General features: G+C 38.5%; 17 protein-coding genes and 2 tRNA genes. 3 read left to right on the top strand and 16 right to left on the bottom strand.

The genetic code is table 11. From position 1 onward, the window contains the following. Positions 1-76: 76 nt before the first annotated feature. From infB to EOK74_RS13095, 8 genes are all read right to left on the bottom strand, one after another. Positions 77-2,686: a translation initiation factor IF-2 gene (gene infB / locus EOK74_RS13130; RefSeq protein ID WP_133470458.1), complete on the bottom strand. Its 2,610-nt coding sequence runs from the start codon at positions 2,684-2,686 to the stop codon at positions 77-79. 22 nt (positions 2,687-2,708) lie between these two features. Then, a complete protein-coding gene (gene nusA, locus EOK74_RS13125) occupies positions 2,709-4,202 on the bottom strand; it encodes a transcription termination factor NusA (protein ID WP_133470457.1) in 1,494 nt (497 codons plus the stop codon). 50 nt (positions 4,203-4,252) lie between these two features. Beyond that, on the bottom strand, positions 4,253-4,711 hold the full coding sequence (gene rimP, locus EOK74_RS13120) for a ribosome maturation factor RimP (protein ID WP_133470456.1): 459 nt from the start codon (positions 4,709-4,711) through the stop codon (positions 4,253-4,255). 547 nt (positions 4,712-5,258) lie between these two features. Next, a tRNA-Met gene (locus tag EOK74_RS13115) sits at positions 5,259-5,335 on the bottom strand. An 86-nt stretch (positions 5,336-5,421) separates the two neighbouring features. After that, positions 5,422-5,498, bottom strand: a tRNA-Met gene (locus EOK74_RS13110). A 210-nt stretch (positions 5,499-5,708) separates the two neighbouring features. Continuing rightward, positions 5,709-6,032 carry a 4a-hydroxytetrahydrobiopterin dehydratase gene (locus EOK74_RS13105; protein ID WP_239024112.1) on the bottom strand — a complete coding sequence of 108 codons (324 nt, stop codon included), beginning with the start codon at positions 6,030-6,032 and terminating at the stop codon, positions 5,709-5,711. Between the two features lie 122 nt (positions 6,033-6,154). Then, positions 6,155-8,842 (bottom strand): TonB-dependent receptor plug domain-containing protein, encoded by a 2,688-nt coding sequence (locus tag EOK74_RS13100; protein ID WP_133470455.1) that lies wholly within the window; start codon positions 8,840-8,842, stop codon positions 6,155-6,157. A gap of 322 nt (positions 8,843-9,164) precedes the next feature. Continuing rightward, a complete protein-coding gene (locus EOK74_RS13095; protein ID WP_133470454.1) occupies positions 9,165-9,617 on the bottom strand; it encodes a MaoC family dehydratase in 453 nt (150 codons plus the stop codon). 142 nt (positions 9,618-9,759) lie between these two features. On the opposite strand from EOK74_RS13095, the gene EOK74_RS13090 reads away from it, so the two are divergent. Next, a complete protein-coding gene (locus tag EOK74_RS13090; RefSeq protein ID WP_133470489.1) occupies positions 9,760-10,662 on the top strand; it encodes a LysR family transcriptional regulator in 903 nt (300 codons plus the stop codon). Positions 10,663-10,692: 30 nt separating this feature from the next. Here EOK74_RS13090 and modC read toward each other — a convergent pair whose 3' ends face one another. From modC to EOK74_RS13060, 6 genes are all read right to left on the bottom strand, one after another. Beyond that, positions 10,693-11,811 (bottom strand): molybdenum ABC transporter ATP-binding protein, encoded by a 1,119-nt coding sequence (gene modC / locus EOK74_RS13085; protein WP_133470453.1) that lies wholly within the window; start codon positions 11,809-11,811, stop codon positions 10,693-10,695. After that, positions 11,801-12,496 (bottom strand): molybdate ABC transporter permease subunit, encoded by a 696-nt coding sequence (modB, locus tag EOK74_RS13080; protein WP_133470452.1) that lies wholly within the window; start codon positions 12,494-12,496, stop codon positions 11,801-11,803. The genes modC and modB overlap by 11 nt, the downstream gene beginning before the upstream one ends. Beyond that, positions 12,493-13,260: a molybdate ABC transporter substrate-binding protein gene (gene modA, locus EOK74_RS13075; RefSeq protein WP_133470451.1), complete on the bottom strand. Its 768-nt coding sequence runs from the start codon at positions 13,258-13,260 to the stop codon at positions 12,493-12,495. The genes modB and modA overlap by 4 nt, the downstream gene beginning before the upstream one ends. Before the next feature lie 119 nt (positions 13,261-13,379). Then, positions 13,380-13,745, bottom strand: coding sequence for a DUF6768 family protein (locus tag EOK74_RS13070; protein WP_133470450.1), 366 nt, complete (start codon positions 13,743-13,745; stop codon positions 13,380-13,382). 1 nt (position 13,746) lies between these two features. After that, complete coding sequence (locus tag EOK74_RS13065; protein WP_133470449.1) at positions 13,747-14,295, bottom strand: RNA polymerase sigma factor; 549 nt, start codon at positions 14,293-14,295, stop codon at positions 13,747-13,749. A gap of 291 nt (positions 14,296-14,586) precedes the next feature. Continuing rightward, positions 14,587-15,063 carry a CreA family protein gene (locus EOK74_RS13060; RefSeq protein WP_133470448.1) on the bottom strand — a complete coding sequence of 159 codons (477 nt, stop codon included), beginning with the start codon at positions 15,061-15,063 and terminating at the stop codon, positions 14,587-14,589. 395 nt (positions 15,064-15,458) lie between these two features. Here EOK74_RS13060 and EOK74_RS13055 point away from each other — a divergent pair, with 395 nt between their 5' ends. Then, positions 15,459-16,748, top strand: a complete 1,290-nt coding sequence (locus EOK74_RS13055) for a DEAD/DEAH box helicase (RefSeq protein ID WP_133470447.1) — start codon at positions 15,459-15,461, stop codon at positions 16,746-16,748. A gap of 37 nt (positions 16,749-16,785) precedes the next feature. Here the strand turns inward: EOK74_RS13055 and EOK74_RS13050 are convergent, their stop codons facing one another. Continuing rightward, positions 16,786-17,604 (bottom strand): LytR/AlgR family response regulator transcription factor, encoded by an 819-nt coding sequence (locus tag EOK74_RS13050; protein WP_133470446.1) that lies wholly within the window; start codon positions 17,602-17,604, stop codon positions 16,786-16,788. Beyond that, positions 17,601-18,785: a sensor histidine kinase gene (locus EOK74_RS13045; RefSeq protein ID WP_133470445.1), complete on the bottom strand. Its 1,185-nt coding sequence runs from the start codon at positions 18,783-18,785 to the stop codon at positions 17,601-17,603. The genes EOK74_RS13050 and EOK74_RS13045 overlap by 4 nt, the downstream gene beginning before the upstream one ends. Before the next feature lie 343 nt (positions 18,786-19,128). Here EOK74_RS13045 and EOK74_RS13040 point away from each other — a divergent pair, with 343 nt between their 5' ends. Next, entirely contained in the window at positions 19,129-20,703 is a 1,575-nt protein-coding gene (locus EOK74_RS13040; protein ID WP_133470444.1) for a sugar porter family MFS transporter, read from the top strand. Positions 20,704-20,964: the final 261 nt, after the last annotated feature.

Genomic DNA, 20,964 nt, shown 5'->3' with positions numbered 1-20,964 from the left:
ACAAACAAAACGGAGGCCGAGGCCTCCGTAAATTAACTTAACTCGGAATAGGTAAAACCTATTAGCATGTTAAATATTAAAGCTCTCGTTTAACTTCAACGATTTCAAACACTTCGATTTGGTCACCCGCTTTAACATCGTTGTAGTTCTTAACGCCAATACCACATTCAACGCCATTACGGACTTCTTGAACATCATCTTTGAAACGTCTCAGTGACTCAAGTTCACCTTCATAAATAACAACGTTTTCACGTAACACACGGATTGGGTTACTACGTTTAACAATACCTTCAGTCACCATACAACCAGCTATAGCACCAATCTTCGGTGACTTAAATACATCACGTACTTCAGCCAATCCAATGATTTCTTGTCTGAATTCTGGAGCTAACATACCACTCATGGCTTGTTTAACTTCATCAATCAATTGATAAATAATGCTGTAGTAACGTAAGTCAATTTCTTCAGTTTCAACAATCTTACGGGCTGAAGCATCAGCACGTACGTTAAAACCAACTACGATTGCGCTTGAAGCTGCAGCTAATGTTGCGTCGGTTTCTGTAATTCCGCCTACACCACTACCAACAATGTTGACTTTAACTTCATCAGTTGACAATTTAGTTAAAGAATCAGAGATGGCCTGAATAGAGCCTTGAACATCAGCTTTAAGCACGACGTTCAACTCGCTCACGTCACCAGCTTCCATGTTTGCGAACATGTTTTCTAGCTTAGCTTTTTGTTGCTTGGCTAGTTTAACTTCACGCTGTTTAGTGTGGCGCTTAGTGGCTACTTCACGAGCTTTACGCTCATCTTGTACAACTAATGCATTTTCACCTGCCATGGGTACACCAGATAAACCAAGGATTTCAACTGGAGTTGAAGGACCTGCTAATTTCACATCCTTGCCATTTTCATCCCGCATAGCTCGAATACGCCCGTATTCTTCACCACACAACATAATATCACCGGCTTTAAGCTCACCTTCTTGAATAAGTACTGAGGCAACTGGACCACGTCCTTTATCAAGACGAGATTCAATAACAATACCCTTAGCAGGACCAGTAGGTACGGCTTGTAAATCAAGTACTTCAGCTTGTAAGTTGATAGCTTCTAATAACTCGTCTACACCTTGACCAGTTTTAGCAGAAACGTTAACGAACTGGTGTTCACCGCCCCACTCTTCTGAAATTACTTCGATCTGTGATAATTCAGTTTTAACTCTATCTAGGTCAGCCGCTTCTTTATCAATTTTGTTAACCGCTACAATTAACGGTACGCCAGCAGCTTTTGAATGCTGAACCGCTTCTTTAGTTTGCGGCATCACACCATCATCTGCTGCAACAACTAGAATAACAATATCAGTGGCAGTTGCTCCACGAGCACGCATAGCTGTAAAGGCGGCGTGACCTGGAGTATCTAAAAATGCAATTCGGCCATTGTCAGTTTCAACACTGTATGCACCGATATGCTGAGTAATACCACCGGCTTCACCGTCTGCTACTTTAGCGCGACGAATATAATCTAATAATGAAGTTTTGCCGTGATCAACGTGGCCCATGATAGTTACAACAGGTGCGCGGCTAGCTTTTTCACCACCAGTCACATCAGCGATTAACTCATCTTCTAATGCATTGTCATTAACTAATTCATATTTATGACCCATTTCTTCAACCACTAATACAGCAGTTTCTTGGTCAAGCACGTGGTTAATGGTAACCATTTCACCCATTTTCATAAGTGTTTTGATAACTTCAGTGGCTTTAATCGCCAACTTGCTACCCAACTCACCAACCGTAATAGTTTCGCCAATACGTACCATTTTCTCAACTGGTGATGCTGGCTTATTAAATGCGTGTTTAAGTTCAGAACCGGCATTTTTCTTAGACTTCTTACGTCTACGTCCGCCACGCTCTGATTGCATATCTTCTACGTCTTCAGCTTCTTGAGCATAACGGTTCGAATGTACATGAACTTCTTCTTTTTCTTGCTTCTTACGACGCTCTTCTTCTTCTTTCCAACGTCTAGAATTCTCTTCTGCTAGTTTTTTAGCTTCTTCAGCCGCATTTTTAGCATCTTCTTCAAGCTTACGCTGGGTTTCTTCTTCTTGAGCTTTACGAAGCTTTTCAGCCTCAGCACGAATACGATCTTGCTCAGCTTGCTCTTCAGGACTCAATACAGATTCTTCAGCTTGACGAGCTTCAGCGACTTCTTTAGCTTTTTCAGCACGAGCTGCTCGTTCAGCATCTGCTTTAGCTTTTGCTTCTGCAGCTTTAGTTGCTTTCTCTTCAGCTGCCTTTTTAGCCGCTTCAGCTGCTTTTTGCTCGGCTTCGAGCTTAAGTTGCTGTTCTTCAGCTAAACGTTTAGCTTCTTCCTCAGCCATTTTAGCTTCTTCAACTTCTGAGCGTTTCACGTAAGTACGCTTTTTACGCACTTCAACAGTTACAGCTTTCGACTTCCCCATGTTTAGTGTACTGGTTGTCTTTCGTTGCAACGTCATACGTTTAGGGGCTTCTGAACCGTTTCCACCGTGCTGCTTACTTAAAAAGTCTAACAAAACACGTTTTTCGTCCTCTGTTACACTGTCACCGGCTGCTTTAACAATACCTGCACTTTTAAATTGTTGAACCAAACGGTCAATTGAAGTGCCTATATCAGTGGCGAGTTTTTCTATGGATACTTCAGCCATAATTGGTATTCCTCCTGGTGACCTATTCTTCGTTGAACCAAACGATATTACGAGCGGCCATGATCAACTCACCGGCTTTATCTTCGCTTAGTTCTTCTATATCTGAAATTTCATCTGTACCCTGCTCTGCAAGTCCTTCAAGATCAGTGATCCCGCGACTGGCCAACATATAGGCAAGATGTTTGTCCATCCCTTCAAGATTCAACAGTTCCTCTTTAGGTTCTGCTGCTTCCAAGGTTTCTTCGTTTGCCAAAGCTCGAGTGGTTAAGGTTGCACGGGCTCTACTACGTAGCTCCTCTACCATCTCTTCTTCTAGACCTTCTATTTCTAACAATTCATGGATTGGAACGTAAGCAATTTCTTCTAATGTAGTAAAGCCTTCATCTACTAATACAGAAGCAAAGTCCTCATCAATATCCAAACCGTTAGTAAATACGCCTAGTACTTTAGCGTTTTCTTCTTCGTGTTTTGAGCTTAACTCTTCAGTTGTCATAACATTCAATTCCCAACCAGTAAGCTGGCTTGCTAATCGAACATTTTGGCCACTACGCCCTATAGCTTGCGCTAAATTATCAGGCTCAACTGCGACATCCATAGACTGTTTATCTTCATCCACAACAATTGAAGATACTTCAGCTGGAGCCATAGCATTAATAACGAACTGAGCTGGATTATCATCCCAAAGCACTATATCTACGCGCTCACCACTTAACTCACCAGATACAGCTTGAACTCGAGAGCCACGCATACCAACACAAGCACCTACTGGGTCAAGACGCTTATCGTTAGTTTTTACTGCAATTTTTGCTCTAGAGCCTGGATCACGTGCCGCAGCTTTTATATCTAAGGTTTCTTCAGCGATCTCAGGCACTTCAATGCGGAATAATTCAACCAACATATCAGGATGAGTACGGCTAATAAACAATTGAGCACCCCGTGCTTCAGGGCGAATCACGTAAAGTAAACCACGCACTCTGTCACCCGGACGAAATGTTTCACGAGGTAACATGTCATCGCGGTAAATTACGCCTTCAGCATTATTACCTAAATCAACAATAACGTTATCTCTGTTTACCTTTTTAACTGTACCAGTAACTAACTCACCAACACGGTCTTGATATTCAGCTATTACTTGGTCACGTTCAGCTTCACGTACTTTCTGCACGATAACTTGTTTAGCAGTTTGTGTTGTGATTCGGTCAAATGCGATAGATTCAATCTGATCTTCAACAAAGTCGCCTAATTGAATATCTGGTTCATCTAACTGCGCAGCAGATAGAGACATTTCAGCCATTGGGTTTTCTTGCTCATGATCATCTGCAACTACTAACCATTGACGAAACGTATCAAAATTACCAGTTTCGCGGTCAATACTTACACGAACTTCGATTTCGCCTTCATTTTTCTTTTTAGTGGCACTGGCAATAGCGAATTCTAATGCCTCAAAGATTTTTTCTCTTGGAACCTGTTTTTCGTTTGAAACGGCTTCAGCCACTAACAAAATTTCTTTATTCATTGTTGCCTCACTGATTACTCTCTTACGAAAGCCCTTGTCAGGTCACCATCTTAATCAAAAGAGGGGACGAGATTACCTTTCTCTATATTTGCAATAGCCAAAACATGAGTTTGGTTATCAACTTCTAACGTTAGGTTACCTGCTTCGCACCCTAACACCTTACCTTTATAGTTACGTCTATCGCCCATTGGGATCTTTAATTTTACTGAAACCACTTCACCTAGACAGGCTTGGTAATGAGCTTCTTTAAATAAAGGCCTATCCATTCCTGGTGACGACACTTCTAAGTTGTATTCCGTACTAATTGGATCTTCCACATCTAACACTGCGCTTGCTTGATGGCTTACCTCTGCACAATGCTCCACACCGATGCCATCAGGATGATCAATATATATTCTTAATGTTGAATGTTTACCTGCTCGGATAAACTCAACACCCACCATTTCAAAACCTAAAGCTTCGACTGGCGACGTTAACATCTCAGTTAACTTTTGTTCGAGTTGCGACAAAATATTGCTCCAGAAACAAAAAAAGGGCCGAATGCCCAGAAAATATGAATTACCCGTAGACTCTTACATTTAAATTAAAGAGTATAAATTACGAACACAAAAAACCCCGTACAAGCGGGGGAATTTGTTTCTGGACCCTAGTCCACTATTAAACTAAAATATGGCATTAAACCAAATTCTAAAAGTGGTTGCGGGCTACGAGAGCAACTTAAATAAAGATAATTAATCAAAAAACATCTCGAACAATTCCCACAAATAAAGCGTTACTATCATCAATCGATGAGGGAGTTCACTTCTCAAGTGCGACGTATTGTACAGACCAGCTAAGATACTTGCAATAGTGCGCCCTACTGAATACCAAAAAACCTATGATTTTAACGAATAAAATAGTATCTAGATGTGCATTTTTAAAATACAAAAATAAAATCTGAAAATATTATTAAAGGAAACCACTAAGACTTTAAATTTTGAATGTAAATACGAGCTACATTATTTGAACCAAAAAAAACCACAGCTAACTGTATCTTTAGCTGTGGTTTTAATCGTATGGTTGCGGGAGCAGGATTTGAACCTACGACCTTCGGGTTATGAGCCCGACGAGCTACCAGACTGCTCCATCCCGCGCTTGAAATCTTTTAGTTCGCAAATATTACTTATTTGCAACCAACTAATTTGTTTCTTTAAAACCTTAATTTTAATGATACAAAATATGGTTGCGGGAGCAGGATTTGAACCTACGACCTTCGGGTTATGAGCCCGACGAGCTACCAGACTGCTCCATCCCGCGCTTGAAATCTTCTTCAATTGAAAGCTGTTTAACAACTGCCTCGTCTTGAGTGGGGCGTATTATACATAGCAAAGATTGGGGTGCAAGCAGTTAATACCTATAAAGATTAAAAAGCTGTGTAACCGCTCAATCTACATACAGGATGTTGAAATAATCATCAGATAGATTAATTTTGCAACTCGGTAGCACATTAAATTTTACTAGAATTTTTTATTTAATATAGAAATCCATTTTCTCTGCTAGTTTAAAATCAAGCTCACTGAGACCACCAAGTTCATGAGTGGTAAGTGAAACAACCACCTTGTTGTAGGAGTTTAACCAATCGGGATGATGATTTAACTTTTCTGCACAAATTGCTATTTGTGACATCCACCCAAATGCATCAATAAAGTTTTTAAAAGTAAAAGATTTTGTTAGTTTATGATTTTCAACCAACCACTTGTGCCCGTCACATAGCTCTGAGTTAAGTTGGGTTAATGCTTTCTGAATTTGCAGCTCTGTATATTGCTTCATAGTAATTATCACCTCACTCATAGTTATACACCTATTTGAACGATGAACTCTAAGCAATTAAATTGTTTGGTTTATCTTAGCGAGTAAAAATAAAGACAAAAAAATTCCCGAACTAATCGGGAATTAGTAACTCATTGTATGTATTAAAATTCAATTGCCAACCTAGCATAAACCTGTCGACCTCTTGGATCATGTACTTTTGAGTCGAAGCCACTATTGGTAAATAATTGTGGAGGATTCTCATTGGTAAGGTTAACCCCACCAAGTGTAAATACATATTCAGTTTCTGTATCAAGTAAGGCAGACACATTAATATTAAATTGTGCGTCATATGTCACATGACTATCTACTTCTTTAAAGCCCACCGCACAGCTGCTTGTATAGGCATTACCGTCAGCACAGTTTTGGTCGTCATCATATGAACTAATATAGCGTATATAAATATTGGCACTGTAAGCCTCCATTTGCCAACCTAACCCAAAGTTTGCACGTAACTCAGGAGACGACACACCAATATTTGAAAAGTTACGGCGCCCAACACCATCTATTTTTCCTGCTTGGGGATCATCTAAGTCATACTTAGTGACGTATGTGGCGGTAATATTTGGGGTGAACGTACCAGCACTATCGGTATCAATTTTATAACTAGTTACGAAATCAACCCCGGCCGTATTTAAAGAACTTGCGTTAACATAGGTGTTGTTGACACCTATAAGAGGACCGGTTTCAGGATCTCCAGCTCGGTTTAATCGAGTCGTATCTGAAGGGTCCAAATTTAATATAGCTTGTGCATTTTCTTGAATTATCAGATTCTCAAAATCAAAATTCCAATAATCCATCTCGATAGACCAATCATCTAAGGGTTCAAATGAGAAACCAAGGTTGTAAGCATCCGACTCTTCAGGAGTTAAATCTTCATTACCCGAGGTTCTTACCGCTGCAAAAGCACTTCCACCTCCTATTAAAGGATCAGATAATTGCTGCAAACTTGTTGCACCGCCGTCACGCATAAATATTGATGGTGCTCTAAATGATGATGATAATGATGCTCTCAGTGAAAAATCATCCGTCGCTCGATAGTTAAACGCCAATTTGTGATCGAGGGTATCACCAATAGTGCCGCCGTAATCCTCGTAACGCAACGCTAGTTGCACGTCAAGACTATCAAGAACAGGTAATGCAAGCTCTGCAAAGGCCGCTATTACGTCTAAGTCACCTTTTAAATCAGGATTGCCAATAACAAATGTAAAGGAATCTTCATTAGATAAGGCATCATAGTCCTGGCTCAGTTGCTCCTTTCTATACTGAGCACCAAATGCCAGACCAGCTGTGCCGCCATCCATTTCGAAAACACTAATAGAAGCAAAGCCTTCTAGCACTTCTAAATCTGCATTTGAATCGATAACTTGTTCACCGGAAAATGAGTTAATAACATTTTCGGAATTAGGCGATGTTGTATACGATGTAGCAAATGGGTTGAAATATTCACACAGCCCTTCACCTGGAGTGCCCGAAATAGGATCACAACCACGGCCCCCTAAACCATTTAATGCAAGGGTAAATTTATCTTTGATAACATCTTCAACCCTAAACATGAAATCATTACTGGCGTTGGTGTAACTTAGTTCCCAAAAACCGTCTTCAAGCTCACCTGTTAACATTGTATTAAAGCGGAATGTATCTGACTCTGTATTCGCTGGGTCAGCGTCAATACCATTTCCCTCTGCACGGCCAAAAAATACAACATCTGCGCCAAACACATTATCAGGATGACTAGCTGGTACAACAGGACCAGTTAGAATTGGGAAGCTAGGTGCTCCGCCACGTTCAGCTCGATTACGTGCCAAGCTTATCTCTGTAGTCCAAACCATATCGTTGTCAAATTCATAAGTACCGTTAAAATAAACATTTAAACGAGACTCTTTTGGTACGTAAGAATACCCAGGTCCAAAATCAAATTGACATAAGCCAATGCCAGGAATACCAGCTCCAAGATCGTTAATAGTCCCCCCAAACTCTTCACAACCTGTGGGATCAATAACAGGTACACCTGCGGGGACGCCAGGAACCCCAAAAAATGAACCGGGGTTACCCAAGTTACTAGTGTCATCTTGTGGACGAGACAAACGTCTATCGCTTATAAATAAGGGAGAGCGATTCGTATAACTTAAGGCGCCCATTACGCTGCTCTTGTCACCAACTGCGCCCCAAAGCCCTTGAATATTATATTCACTGTTATCACCATAAGCTCCATCCTGATAATCCAGAGTCACTTTAGCACCTTCATAATTACGTTTAGTAATAAAGTTAACGACACCGGCTACAGCATCTGAGCCATACAGGGCAGAGGCACCATCTTTAATAACTTCCATACGATCAATTGCAATCATAGGCACTAAAGAGCTTGTATCAACAAAATTCAAGCCCTCGTTTGTTGGCTGTGAATTTACTACCTGTCGTTTGCTATTTAACAACACTAGCGTTGAAGCAACACCTAGCCCCCGTAAATTAATATTAGATGTACCAGCTGTCGCATTTTGCGTGAATGCATCAGGATTATTTTCAGCCCCTGTGTTTATAGTGAGCGATTGCGTTATGTCAGCTATACTTTTTGCACCAATAGAATCGATATTGGTGCTATTAATTACTGCTAAAGGGGATGGTGACTCGAAATTTTCGCTACGTCTCACAAAGCTACCTGTCACCATAATTAATTCTATTTCTTGATCTTGTTCAACGTCCTGTTCTTGCGAAAAAGCAACATTGTTTGCTGTAAAAAGTTGAGTAGAAATTGCTGCAGCCAATATCGTTAATTGTGTTTTTAGTCTCATACTGTGTTCCCAGTGGGTGATTATTAGATATTAAATACACTTACAAAGACCTCAGACTAAAAACCTATAACGTCAAAAGTCACTGAACAATTTAACTCCAATAATGTTGTTATCAATAAGTGTCTGAAGAACGAACATTTCAGAACTCAAAAATATAGTAGGCGGCTTAAGACCAAGTGTAAATAAATTGTTATTTATATGTAAACATAACAAGATCGGATGGTCTGACCAGATAGACTAAAGTAGGCAGAAAGAATACTAAACGTAGCCAAATCAAGTATTAAAATAGAAAATAACTACGTCTGATAAAGGTTAGGCAAGGCTAAAATGCACCCTCTAGTAAAGTAAGAAATACGCCCTTTAAAGCTGGCTTGTCTCTATTTTCAATTTCCGCAGTAGTTTCAAAATGAAATAAGCGACCTGAAGCTTTTCGTTCCACTTTTATTAGAGTTGAATGAAAACGGATTTTATCGTTAACGCGAACAGGCTCAATGAAACGGATTTTATCAACTCCGTAATTGAGTAATGTTGGAAATTTAGGGTCGGCTTGAATACAACCATAAAGGCATTGTGGTATTAGGGTAACAGAGAAATATCCATGGGCTATGGTACAGCCAAAAGGGCTACTTTTAGCGCAGCGATCTTCATCAAGATGTATCCATTGATGATCACCCGTCGCTTCAGCAAATAAATTGATATCTGATTGCTTTATTTTAACCCATTCACTAACAGGCAACTGTTCCCCTTCCATTAATTCCAATAATTTTTTATTCATACAAATCTCCAACAAAGAATTTAGTCAAACTACTCTAGCAAGAATTAAAATATCAATATAATGAATATTTAACATACCTTAACATTGATTTAACTAATAAATAACGTATCATCTGATGAATTCGTCACATGAGTACTTTTCTATGAATTTACACCGTATTGATTTGAATCTATTTGCTGTTTTTGACGCTATCTACACTGCAGGTAGCCTAACCAAAGCAGCAGATGTCTTATGCATAACGCAACCAGCTGTAAGTAATTCTCTGGCTCGCTTACGAGAAATGTTGAACGATCCGTTATTTGTAAGAACAGGACATAGTATGACGCCAACCCCTGTGGCGCAGAATATTATAGGCCCGGCGAGAGAAGCCTTAGGACTGCTTAGAAAAAGTGTTCAAGAGAGCCATATTTTCGACCCTTTGAAGGCTGAAAAGACCTATAGCTTTGCGACCAGAGATTTGTTAGAGGCAACAATAATGCCTAGGTTGCTAGCGTTATTGCAAAAGAGTGCCCCTAAAATATCTGTAACTAATTATGAAGTAAGTCGTAAAAACATTGTGTCGGCAATGGCTAGTGGTAACCTAGATTTTTATGCTGATGCTTCATCTTTTAGTGATCAATACCTTTGTAAACAAAAACTAGCACAAGATCGCTTCGTGGTTATTGCCCGTAAAAATCATCCAGATCTTACTAATGGTATGAGCCTAGAGGCCTTTTTAAGACTGGGTCATATAAATGTATCCCAAAGGAAAACAGGACCAGGACCAATAGAGGTTGCGCTAGACAAGTTAGGAGAAAAACGAACAGTAGTAATGCGTGGACAACACTTTTTAACCGTCCCTTCAGCCGTATTTAAAACTGATCTGATTGCCTGCCTTCCTTATCACCTTGCCAAACATTATGACTTATCCCTATACGAGATGCCCTTTGAGCTGCCATTACTAGAATACTTTTTATATTGGCACGTTAGCTCAGACTTGGATGATGCACACATTTGGATGCGAGAGCAGATTGCACAAATGGTTAAGGCATACCACCCAACTTAGGGTTTCAAAATAGCTGGACACAAGCTCAAGCTAGCGAATAATCGCTGCTGATTTCACTTGTATCCATACTTTTTTACCACTTGATAATGCTAGCTGTGATAAAGACTTGTTGGTTATTCTAGCTAGTAAAATAGTATCACCAGTTTTAACTTTTAGAAGTGTGGTTGCCCACGTTTCTTCGGGGACAGTTTCAATTACTTCTGCGGGCAGTTGATTTAAAATGCTGGTATCACGCTGGGCCTCTAGGGTCACGCTTATATCACTTGCCAGTATTCTTAATCGGCATTGTGAATTAGACAATTCATCACGCCGCTTAGGTAACCATAGTTGCCCTCCGTTAAACGCCACTTTCATTAATTGCCATTGCTCATCGACTTCCAAAATATTGCAATCCAAAACAATTCCTATGTCATCACGACTTTGAACCGGAAAATTAATATTTGAAAACAACTCTGAGACATTTCCTTGATTAACTAACTTACCAGCTTCTAAGATTATAACTCGGTCTGCTAAACGCATAATTTCATCCACAGAATGAGTGACATAGAATACAGGAATTCCAAAACTAGCTCTTAATTTTTCTAAATAAGGCAAAATCTCTAGTTTACGTTTTACATCTAAAGAGGCTAAGGGTTCATCCATCAAAAGTAATTTAGGTTGTAATAGCAGTGCCCTGGCTATTGCCACCCTTTGTTTTTCGCCTCCAGAAAGCTGGTTTGTGCCCTGTCCTAATAAATCATTAATGCCCATTACATCTATAACTTGTGAATAGAATGTATTATTTAACTTATTACTAGCGCGTTTTATGGCATAAGATAAATTGCCCATAACCGTTAAGTGCTCAAACAAACTAGGCTCTTGAAATACGTAACCTATGGACCGTCTATGGGTAGCTTTAAAGATTGCCCTATCTTGCCAAACCTCACCGTTAAAAGATAAAAAAGCTGGATTGGATTTCTGTAGACCAGCGATACAGCGTAACAAGGTTGTTTTACCAGACCCAGACTCACCAAAAATAGCAGTTACCCCCTCAGAAGGGACTGAAAATTCAACATCTAGGGCAAAAGAACCATTAATTTTATTAGTAAGCATTAATTGAAAACGAGCATTGATAATTTGCTGCTCAATGTCGGAAGGCTCATCTACCATAATGTAACCCTTCCCCAGAACGTTTACGTTGAAAGCCATATAAACCAAGTAATACAATAAACGAAAAGCCAAGCATAATAGCTGCAAGAAAATGGGCGTTGCCATATTGTAATGCTTCCACGTGATCATAAATTTGGATGGACACGACTCTCGTTTCTTTCGGAATACTGCCTCCAATCATTAACACTATTCCAAACTCACCCACCGTATGTGCAAACCCAAGAATTGTCGCAGTTACAAAGCCTGGTTTTGCCAATGGTAAAACCACACTAAAAAATCGATCAACTGGCCCAGCTCCCAAAGTTGCAGCTACTTCTATAGGTCTATCGCCAATACTTTGAATTGCATTCTGAATTGGCTGAACAACAAAAGGTAAAGAATAAATCATTGAAGCTATCACCAGCCCAGAAAAAGTAAAAGGTAATGTTCCTAATCCCAAAGCTTTAGTGAATTCGCCAATAGATCCATTAGGCCCCATGAGCACCAACAAATAAAACCCCAAGACTGTTGGCGGCAAAACCAATGGCAATGCGACTAGCGCCCCTATAGGCACTTTCAACCAAGAATCAGTTTTAGCTAACCACCAAGCGATAGGTGTAGCTAATATTAATAATAACAAGGTGACAGTTGTAGCTAATCGTAAAGTTAGCCAAATGGCGTCTAAATCATCAGGAGATAAGCTCAAACTGAGTTGTTCTCAGCAATTAAATAACCATAGCTTGTCAAAATATTCTTACCTTTATTTGAATGTATAAAATTAATTAATGCTAACGCTGCTGGATTATTTTTAGCCTTATTTAATATAATGGCTTGCTGTTGTATGGGTAGATGCCAACTATCCGGAATCAACCAGAATGAGCCAGCATATTTTTGCTCTAGCATAACTTGAGACAAAGCAACAAACCCTAAATCAGCATTTCCAGAGTCTACAAATTGATAAGCTTGGGCTATATTTTCTCCCAAAACCCATTTAGATTTTGATTCTTCAAGTCGCTTTAAATGGTCTAGTACTTCTAGAGAAGCAATTCCATATGGAGCAAATTTGGGATTCGCTATAGAAACTTTGTTAAAAGCGCCAGTGATAAGCGTCTGCTCTAGCGCCAAAGCACTCTTTTTAGCACTACTTAACAAGGCCAGTCGACCAATGGCATAAGTAAAGCGGCTTTTAGACACACCTAAACCGGCTTCACTGACTGCTATTGGCTTTGCAACATCAGCCGAAAAAAACATATCAAATGGAGCTCCATGCAATATCTGACCATAAAACTTACCGGATGAACCAAAAGATAATACATACCTATGGTTGGATTCTTTTTCTAATTCAGTAACTAAGGCCAGCATACATTGTCGAAAATTAGCAGCAACGGCTAAATGAGCGCTTTCAGCTAAGGTGGTAAAAGAAACAAATATCCCCAGAATACTTGCAAATAAAATGCTATATAACTTCATTAAATTAAGCTAACTCCAACTATCAAGGGGGCCACTTTTTTATCCCAACTAGCCTACAAAATTTTATATTTCGATTAATAGCTATACTTACAAAAACACTGTAAACATAAAACTGAATGTTAACGCTTAGCCAACAGGGAAATTTGCAGCTCAACTCTTTTAATTTCTCTAAGGACAGACAAACGATTTAACTCCATGAAAAACCATAAACGACCAATCGCAAACCCCACCCCACTTAATAATGTACCCGCCAACCAATTAAGCTTTAAGCCTATATCTAATTCGTTTACTAGATGATAACCACAGTAAATAGCTAGTCCAGCAAAAATAAACTGTAATAAGACAATGACAACAAAGGTTAACCGAAAAGTCCCTTTAAAGCTTTTAGTAATTAACTGTAATCCATTTGCTTGCTCCTCTGAAAAGTCTTCAAAATTGTCATCACTTTTAAGAGCTTCTAAAATTTTCTGATTTAAATCACTCATTTCAATCTCCTGTTAAATTATGTCTTATCAAATTACGAGCATGGTATAAGCGAGACTTGACTGTACCTAAAGGTATATCTAAAACTTGCTGTATTTCCACAACACTTAACCCTTCTAAATAATATAAATGTACTAGCTGATATATTTCATTCGGTAGATTTCTCACCATGCCATCAAAACACAAACCATCTTCATTTTTTGAATTAAGTCGATATTCATTTTCGGATTCAACAAACTTTTGATAACTATTAACTATGTTTTTCTGTCGTTGATTCTGACGAATAATATCTGCACATTTATAATGAAGAATTTGATAAATCCATTTAGGAAAGGCTGCGCTGTCTTTCAGCTTGCTTAATTTAGAGGTCATTATTTCTAACGCATTTTGAACCGCGTCCTCTGACTTTTGCTGCTCTCCTATTTGACGAAATGCATATCGCAACAATTTGGGGTACCAAATTTTTAGCAGTTTTTGCATAGCAACCACATCACCCATCTGACAATTAATGACCAGCCACTCTGTAAGAATTTGTTCGCTACTTCGTTTCATATATTAAAGGTCGTTGAAGGTTTATATTTGGTTCACGGTAAACAAAAATAATTAGGCAAGTATAAAAATGAGCACAAGTCGTAGTTTTGTATAATCACTAGTAAGTAGTTGCAAAATTCAGATAAAAGAAAGTAATACCTTATAGGAGGGTTAAAACTTAGTTGGTTAAAATCTCCTAAAACAGGTGCTAATTAATATTATGACTAACATCAAACATTTTCATTATTTTCAAATTTAGAATTGAATTAAAGAGTGCAAAATTCTCTAGCTATTACTAGATTGATTAAAGAACTAGCCACTACTACCCTGGTTTAATAGATTTTTATAAGCTTGTGTCCCCCACAATGGAACAGTTGACAAACTATGCTTAAAACTCCCAGATGTTTCTTTTGTTGAATACGATACATACATCAAAGTTTGACTCTGTTCATCATAAATACGTCTAATTTTCATGGTTTTAAAAAAGATACTTTTTGATTTTTTAAACACCACATCCCCTGATTTTGATTTATCTATGGCATTAATCATAGCTAAGGTAATTGCGCCGGTTTGCCGGCACGCGATGGAACTATCTGATGGGTCGGACAAACTAAGGTCAGCCTCGATACTGGCTACATGGCAAGTCACCCCTGTAACAATGGGGTCTACTAAAGTATTAAGCTTAATATCTTTAGTTGTAAACGCTCCCAATGAAATATCTCCCACTTCATTTTTATCACACCCTACTAGCATTAGAACAACCATCAAAGAAAAACCGTATTTATTCATAAACTCATCCTAAAAAATTACATAATTCGAAAGATTTATACTTTATTTAAAAAAATTCACAAAAATTTGAACTTTTCATCCTAAAATAGCGACTTACTATTGGCAGCGTAGTGAACTGCCAACTCCCTGGGCCGTTTAGCATGTTCTTCATGCTAGCGGCTTTTTACTTTCAGTAAGCATATTACCTAACAAACACATACTATCTCGACATACTTTGCTTCATACACTTATATTTTTACCTATTCGCTAATTTTAGACTAACCTACTCCGACGCAAACTATCCCACAATTGACCAGTAAACACTGTTCCATATTGCAATTCTAAGATTCGCGAATACCATTTTGTTATTAAATGCTGTATATTCCGCGCTCATTTTTGCCAGGTTGAGGAATAATATGAAATTTTCAAATTTAGGTTTAGCCAATGAAATCCAAGAGGCGCTCGACGTCTGTGGTTATACTGAGATGACGCCTGTGCAAGAACAAGCCATTGTACCAGCACGCAGAGGCAAAGACTTACTAGTTAATGCTCAAACTGGTACAGGTAAAACTGCCGCATTTTCACTGCCTATCATCCAGCAGATACTAGACAAACCTAAAGCTAGGCTCCCCAATAATCCAAGAGCACTCATTTTAACGCCAACTAGAGAGTTAGCCGAACAACTCGCTAATGCGATTAGTAATTACACCCAGTTTTGTGACATCACGGTTACCGCCTTATATGGAGGTGTCAAAATGGGAGGCCAGAGTGCAAAATTAAAACAAGGTGTTGATATCCTGATTTCTACACCAGGGCGTTTGTTAGAACATATATCTTTAAGTAACGTTACCCTAGCCCATGCAGAATTCGTTGTGTTAGACGAAGCGGACAGAATGCTAGATATGGGGTTTATTGCCGACGTACAAAATTTATTGATTCAAACACCTAAAAATCGTCAAACTTTGTTATTTTCAGCTACTAGCTCTCCTGCGATAAACGAGCTGTCCCATAAGGTATTACGTAATCACTCAGAAATACGAGTCACCAAAATAAATACCACAGCCGATACTGTTTCTCATGTAATGTACCCGGTTGAAGAGGCAAGAAAAGTCGAGTTATTTAAAGCCTTACTGAAAGAAAAAAACTGGTTTCAAGTTTTAGTCTTTACCAGTACCAAAGAGCAAGCTGACCGCTTAATGGCAGCTTTAAAGTTAAGTAAAATTGATGCTGCAGTGTGTCATTCTGATAAAAGCCAAGGGGCAAGAAGACGTGCGATTGCAGATTTTAAATCAGCTAAACTACAAGTATTGATTGCCACAGAAGTAGCTGCAAGAGGCTTAGATATTCAAGGTTTGGACTATGTAGTAAATTTCAACCTGCCCTACCTACCAGAAGATTATGTTCATAGAATAGGCAGAACTGGACGCGCCGGCAACCTAGGTTATGCAATATCTTTTGTAAGCCGTGAAGAAGAAAATACAGTTGCACGGATTGAAAAGGTAATAGGTAGTAAAATTAAACGCATTGTAAAGCCAGGGTTTGAGGTTAGTAACCGCCTAAGCTTGCTAAAAAGCGTATCTAAAAACACTAGAGGCTATCGAAGTAACAAAGCCACATCTACAGAGATAAGCCGCAGCAAATCTGCAGACCATAAAGCTAAAAAGTCTAAATCTAAATATAGCTCTTCACGAAAACCTAAAAAGTAGCGCTAATACGAAAAGTCTTGGTAACCGAGACTTTTCGTTACTCTCCGGCTAAAAAATGTTTTATCGCATCTTTATAATTGCGACTAACTTTTATTTTCTCATACTCGCCCAACTGTAAAAAAAACTCTCCTTTCGTGTGGGGAATAACTTTTTTAATAAAGTTTAAATTAACAATAGTTGACCTATGTACGCGCTTAAATAAGGTTTCGTCTAACTCAGTTAATAATTCTTTTAAGGTGCTACGTTTTATATGCGTCTGCCCCTTAGCATGAAGGCAAACATAATCACCTGCGGCATCAACCCACTCTACTTCAGATTGTTTCAATATAGTGATTTCATCGCGATCTTTAATAACAACTTTAGGTTCAACCTTTTGCTCAATAATAGTGGCTGGCGTGACTGTCGACATTAAGGCTTCGTTTTGATAATTATGGTGAATAGCGTCTATCGCCCCTAAAATACTCGGTTTACTACTGTTCGATTGAGTACTTGTTACACGTTGCTTAGCCCGTTCGATAGCTCTTGTAATTCTTTCATCGTCGATTGGCTTTAAAATATAATCCACTGCATGTACATCAAACGCATCTAATGCATATTGCTCATAAGCCGTAGTAAATACTATAAGTGGAGCAACGTCACTTTGTAAATTTTTAACCACATCAAACCCATTAAGGCCAGGCATTTGAATGTCTAAAAAAACCAAATCTGGAGCCAAGTCCATGATGGCTGCGATAGCTTCTCGCCCATTACCGCATTGACCTACAATTTCAATTTCTGGAATTTTACTTATTTTTGCTTGAAGTAATTTTAAAGCCAATGGCTCATCATCAACTATCAGCGTCTTTAATTTAATCATATATGCAGCTCATCACGGGCACTCAAAATACCTTCACTTTTAACAAAACTAATATTCGTTGATACGTATTCCCAAGGAATATTAATAGTGGTCTTCAAACCACCAGAGGCAAGAATATCAATATCGATGGAAAAATCTTCTTGATACAAGGCTTTCAGCCTTTCATTGGTATTACGTATGCCCACCCCCCTACCTTTTGAGCTTTCCATTTTACTCTTACCAATTTTACTGCCACTACCGGTGTCACTCAATTCTAAAATTAAACGCCCTTCCCTGACACATGCCTCTAGGCAGATCATGCCTCCTAATTCATTTAGTGAAATAGCATGTTTCATAGAGTTTTCAATAATGGGTTGCAATAATAAACTTGGTACCAGCGCAATTTGCGCATCATCTTCAATTTTAAAATCTAACCCTAACCGTTCACCAAAACGAGTCCTCTCGATCTCCAAATACAAATTAATAGCTGCAATTTCATTTTTTAGCGTTATTTTTGTGTCTGGGTTATTGTCTAAGGAATGGCGTAAAAATCGACTCAGTTGAACTGTCATCTTTTGCGCCTTTTCAGGCTCCCCAACTTCAACAAGAGAGTTAATTGCATTTAAGGTATTACATAAAAAATGAGGATTAAGCTGGTAACGCAACATTTTTATTTGTGCGTCTCTGGCAATAGACTGTGCGCGTATTCTTTTTAATTGTTCTTCTCTTGTTTCAGCTTCAGCCTTTAGCATAATGCTATGCTCGGTTTGCAACAAATCATTGTAACGAATGCCATGGAACAATCCGGCCCAACATAGAAATATAAACATACTTGCGAAATGCCAGCCCCCGAACTCCCCCCATTCAGTTTGTTGACCAGTTAACAAGATAAACGCTTCTATTCTAAAAAAGGTCCAAATAAAAGATACAGCTATCACCATACTTAACCCTAAAATAGTGCGACAACTAAACTTGGCATGCCAGATACGTATAAAGCCAAAGTATAAAACTATGGTTAACATTACGCCAAAGACAGCTTGCAAAAACATATGCAATAAATGACTCCAATTATATGGACCATACCAAAGGGTTAAAGATAAAAAACTAATACCACTTACAAAAACCCAAAAGCCAACATGAAGTAGCCAAAATTTATATATAACCAAACTTTTATTCTTTTGGTTTGCCTTATATGGTTCCATAGTTACCATAAAGCCTTACCACTACAGATAATTGCAAACTGCTGCAAACAAAATTTATTGCACACTAAAAACACACCTTGGCTTACTGAGTAACACTAAAAACACGTTACTAATTTCAAACAAATAAAGTAGCAAAAATTCACTTACCACTAACATTTATAACAAAAAACAGTTTACACTCGCGAAACTTACGTAGCCAGTATAATGGTCCACCTTGTCTATAATGCAGACCGCTTAAACGCAATTGACAACTATTTGTTAACAAATAGTCTAGCGTTGCCAACATTCTTATCCTAACAAGCCCTTAACAAATTAAAATATTGAATTTTTCGGGGAAATATTAATGAATAAAAAACAGCCAATTTCCATTGCTTACGTATTTTATGTATCTCTGATTGTCGCCTTGGGCGGCTTCTTAATGGGATTTGACGCCTCTGTAATCTCTGGAGTTGTAAAATTTATTGAACCTGAGTTTAACTTATCAAAAATTGAATTAGGTTGGGCCGTTGCTTCATTATCTTTAACCGCCACTTTCGCAATGATGACCGCTGGACCTTTAAGCGACAAATTCGGTAGAAAAGTCATATTAAAATGTGCAGCTGCCTTATTTTTTCTATCGGCCATAGCTTCAGCCTTTGCTCCAAATTTTCTCACGCTAGTCATTGCTCGCATGTTAGGAGGATTGGGCGTTGGAGCGGCATTAATTATTGCCCCAATGTATATTGCAGAAATAGGCCCTGCTAAATACCGTGGGCGAATGGTTTCCTTGAACCAACTTAATATCGTTTTAGGCATTTCCGTTGCTTTCTTTACAAACTTTCTAATATTGAAAGCTACAGATTGGGATAACCAATTCATTGAGACATTACAGTTAGACTCATCAAATTGGCGCTGGATGTTAGGTATAGAAGCCATACCTGCCCTACTTTATTTCATTTGTTTGTCTTTTGTTCCAGAAAGCCCTCGTTGGCTAATAATGAAAGGCAAATATGATAAAGCTTTAGTGACTCTAAAAAAAGCTCAAGGAGAACAAGAGGCTAACGAACAATTAGCGCAAATTACTTTGAGCTTATCAACTGATAAGAACCCAAATAAAGGGTCCATTTTAGACCTGTTAAAACCTTCAATGCGATTAGTGATGGTTGTAGGTATTTCTATCGCAATACTACAGCAGATTACCGGTATCAATGCCGTATTTTTCTACGCTCCGATGATATTTGAACAAACCGGAATTGGGACAGACGCTTCATTTATACAAGCAATACTAGTAGGCATAACTAATGTGGTATTTACCTTAATTGCCATAGCACTCATTGATAAAATTGGCCGTAAATTACTATTAGTAATAGGTGTATCAGGTATAGTTGTGTGTATGTTTACTTTGGCATATCAGTTTAATGCTGCCACTTATACATTAACCACACAGTCTTTGGCACCACTAGCATCAAGCATAGATATAACCAGCCTACAAACTATTATAGGGACAACATTTACAAGCGATTTAACCTTTAAAGCGGCGTTATTAGAGCTATTAGGTTCAACCCAAGCTGCGTCTTATGAATCAAGTTTAGTGGCAGCCGCAATACAAATGAATGGAGCTGTTATATTATTAAGCATTTTAGGGTTTGTAGCCTGCTTTGCAGTCTCACTTGGGCCTGTGATGTGGGTATTGTTTTCAGAATTATTCCCTAACCGAATTCGCGGTATCGCTATTTCTTTTGTGGGATTAATTAACTCAGGGGTAAGCTTTTTAGTACAGCTACTATTTCCTTGGGAATTAGCTAACCTAGGGGCTGCATTCACTTTCGCTTTTTATGGAGGATTTGCGTTAATTGGCCTTGCAATTATTCTTAAATTTTTGCCTGAGACAAAAGGTAAATCATTAGAAGAATTAGAAACTATTTTAATTAAAGACTAAATATTTAGCGGATATAACTGGGTGCGTAGCTGTTTTAAGGCTTAAATCACGTAATTAATATGCTCTCACTCAGTTGTCTTATTGACCTTATGTTCATCACGGTCATCCTCTTATCGATCCAAACCACTGAGCTCTTCTGTGGAAACATAACCCAACCCACCTACATAAAACCTTAATACTTATCAAAATTAACAATATTAAAGCCTGTTACTAAGCCTTGTCCCCACTAAAAGTTAAATGAACAACAGTGTTTTAGAAGAA

Origin of the sequence: Paraglaciecola marina (assembly GCF_004360155.1) — a bacterium.
Classification (GTDB): domain Bacteria; phylum Pseudomonadota; class Gammaproteobacteria; order Enterobacterales; family Alteromonadaceae; genus Paraglaciecola; species Paraglaciecola marina.
This window is presented reverse-complemented; position numbering and strand designations above follow the sequence as displayed.

What these genes read in the sequence shown, in the direction of transcription:
- infB (WP_133470458.1), bottom strand. Translation starts at nt 2,686, where the DNA reads ATGGCTGAAGTATCCATAGAAAAACTCGCCACTGATATAGGCACTTCA.
- nusA (WP_133470457.1), bottom strand. Translation starts at nt 4,202, where the DNA reads ATGAATAAAGAAATTTTGTTAGTGGCTGAAGCCGTTTCAAACGAAAAA.
- EOK74_RS13105 (WP_239024112.1), bottom strand. Translation starts at nt 6,032, where the DNA reads ATGAGTGAGGTGATAATTACTATGAAGCAATATACAGAGCTGCAAATT.
- EOK74_RS13100 (WP_133470455.1), bottom strand. Translation starts at nt 8,842, where the DNA reads ATGAGACTAAAAACACAATTAACGATATTGGCTGCAGCAATTTCTACT.
- EOK74_RS13095 (WP_133470454.1), bottom strand. Translation starts at nt 9,617, where the DNA reads ATGAATAAAAAATTATTGGAATTAATGGAAGGGGAACAGTTGCCTGTT.
- EOK74_RS13090 (WP_133470489.1), top strand. Translation starts at nt 9,760, where the DNA reads ATGAATTTACACCGTATTGATTTGAATCTATTTGCTGTTTTTGACGCT.
- modC (WP_133470453.1), bottom strand. Translation starts at nt 11,811, where the DNA reads ATGGTAGATGAGCCTTCCGACATTGAGCAGCAAATTATCAATGCTCGT.
- modA (WP_133470451.1), bottom strand. Translation starts at nt 13,260, where the DNA reads ATGAAGTTATATAGCATTTTATTTGCAAGTATTCTGGGGATATTTGTT.
- EOK74_RS13070 (WP_133470450.1), bottom strand. Translation starts at nt 13,745, where the DNA reads ATGAGTGATTTAAATCAGAAAATTTTAGAAGCTCTTAAAAGTGATGAC.
- EOK74_RS13065 (WP_133470449.1), bottom strand. Translation starts at nt 14,295, where the DNA reads ATGAAACGAAGTAGCGAACAAATTCTTACAGAGTGGCTGGTCATTAAT.
- EOK74_RS13060 (WP_133470448.1), bottom strand. Translation starts at nt 15,063, where the DNA reads ATGAATAAATACGGTTTTTCTTTGATGGTTGTTCTAATGCTAGTAGGG.
- EOK74_RS13055 (WP_133470447.1), top strand. Translation starts at nt 15,459, where the DNA reads ATGAAATTTTCAAATTTAGGTTTAGCCAATGAAATCCAAGAGGCGCTC.
- EOK74_RS13050 (WP_133470446.1), bottom strand. Translation starts at nt 17,604, where the DNA reads ATGATTAAATTAAAGACGCTGATAGTTGATGATGAGCCATTGGCTTTA.
- EOK74_RS13045 (WP_133470445.1), bottom strand. Translation starts at nt 18,785, where the DNA reads ATGGAACCATATAAGGCAAACCAAAAGAATAAAAGTTTGGTTATATAT.
- EOK74_RS13040 (WP_133470444.1), top strand. Translation starts at nt 19,129, where the DNA reads ATGAATAAAAAACAGCCAATTTCCATTGCTTACGTATTTTATGTATCT.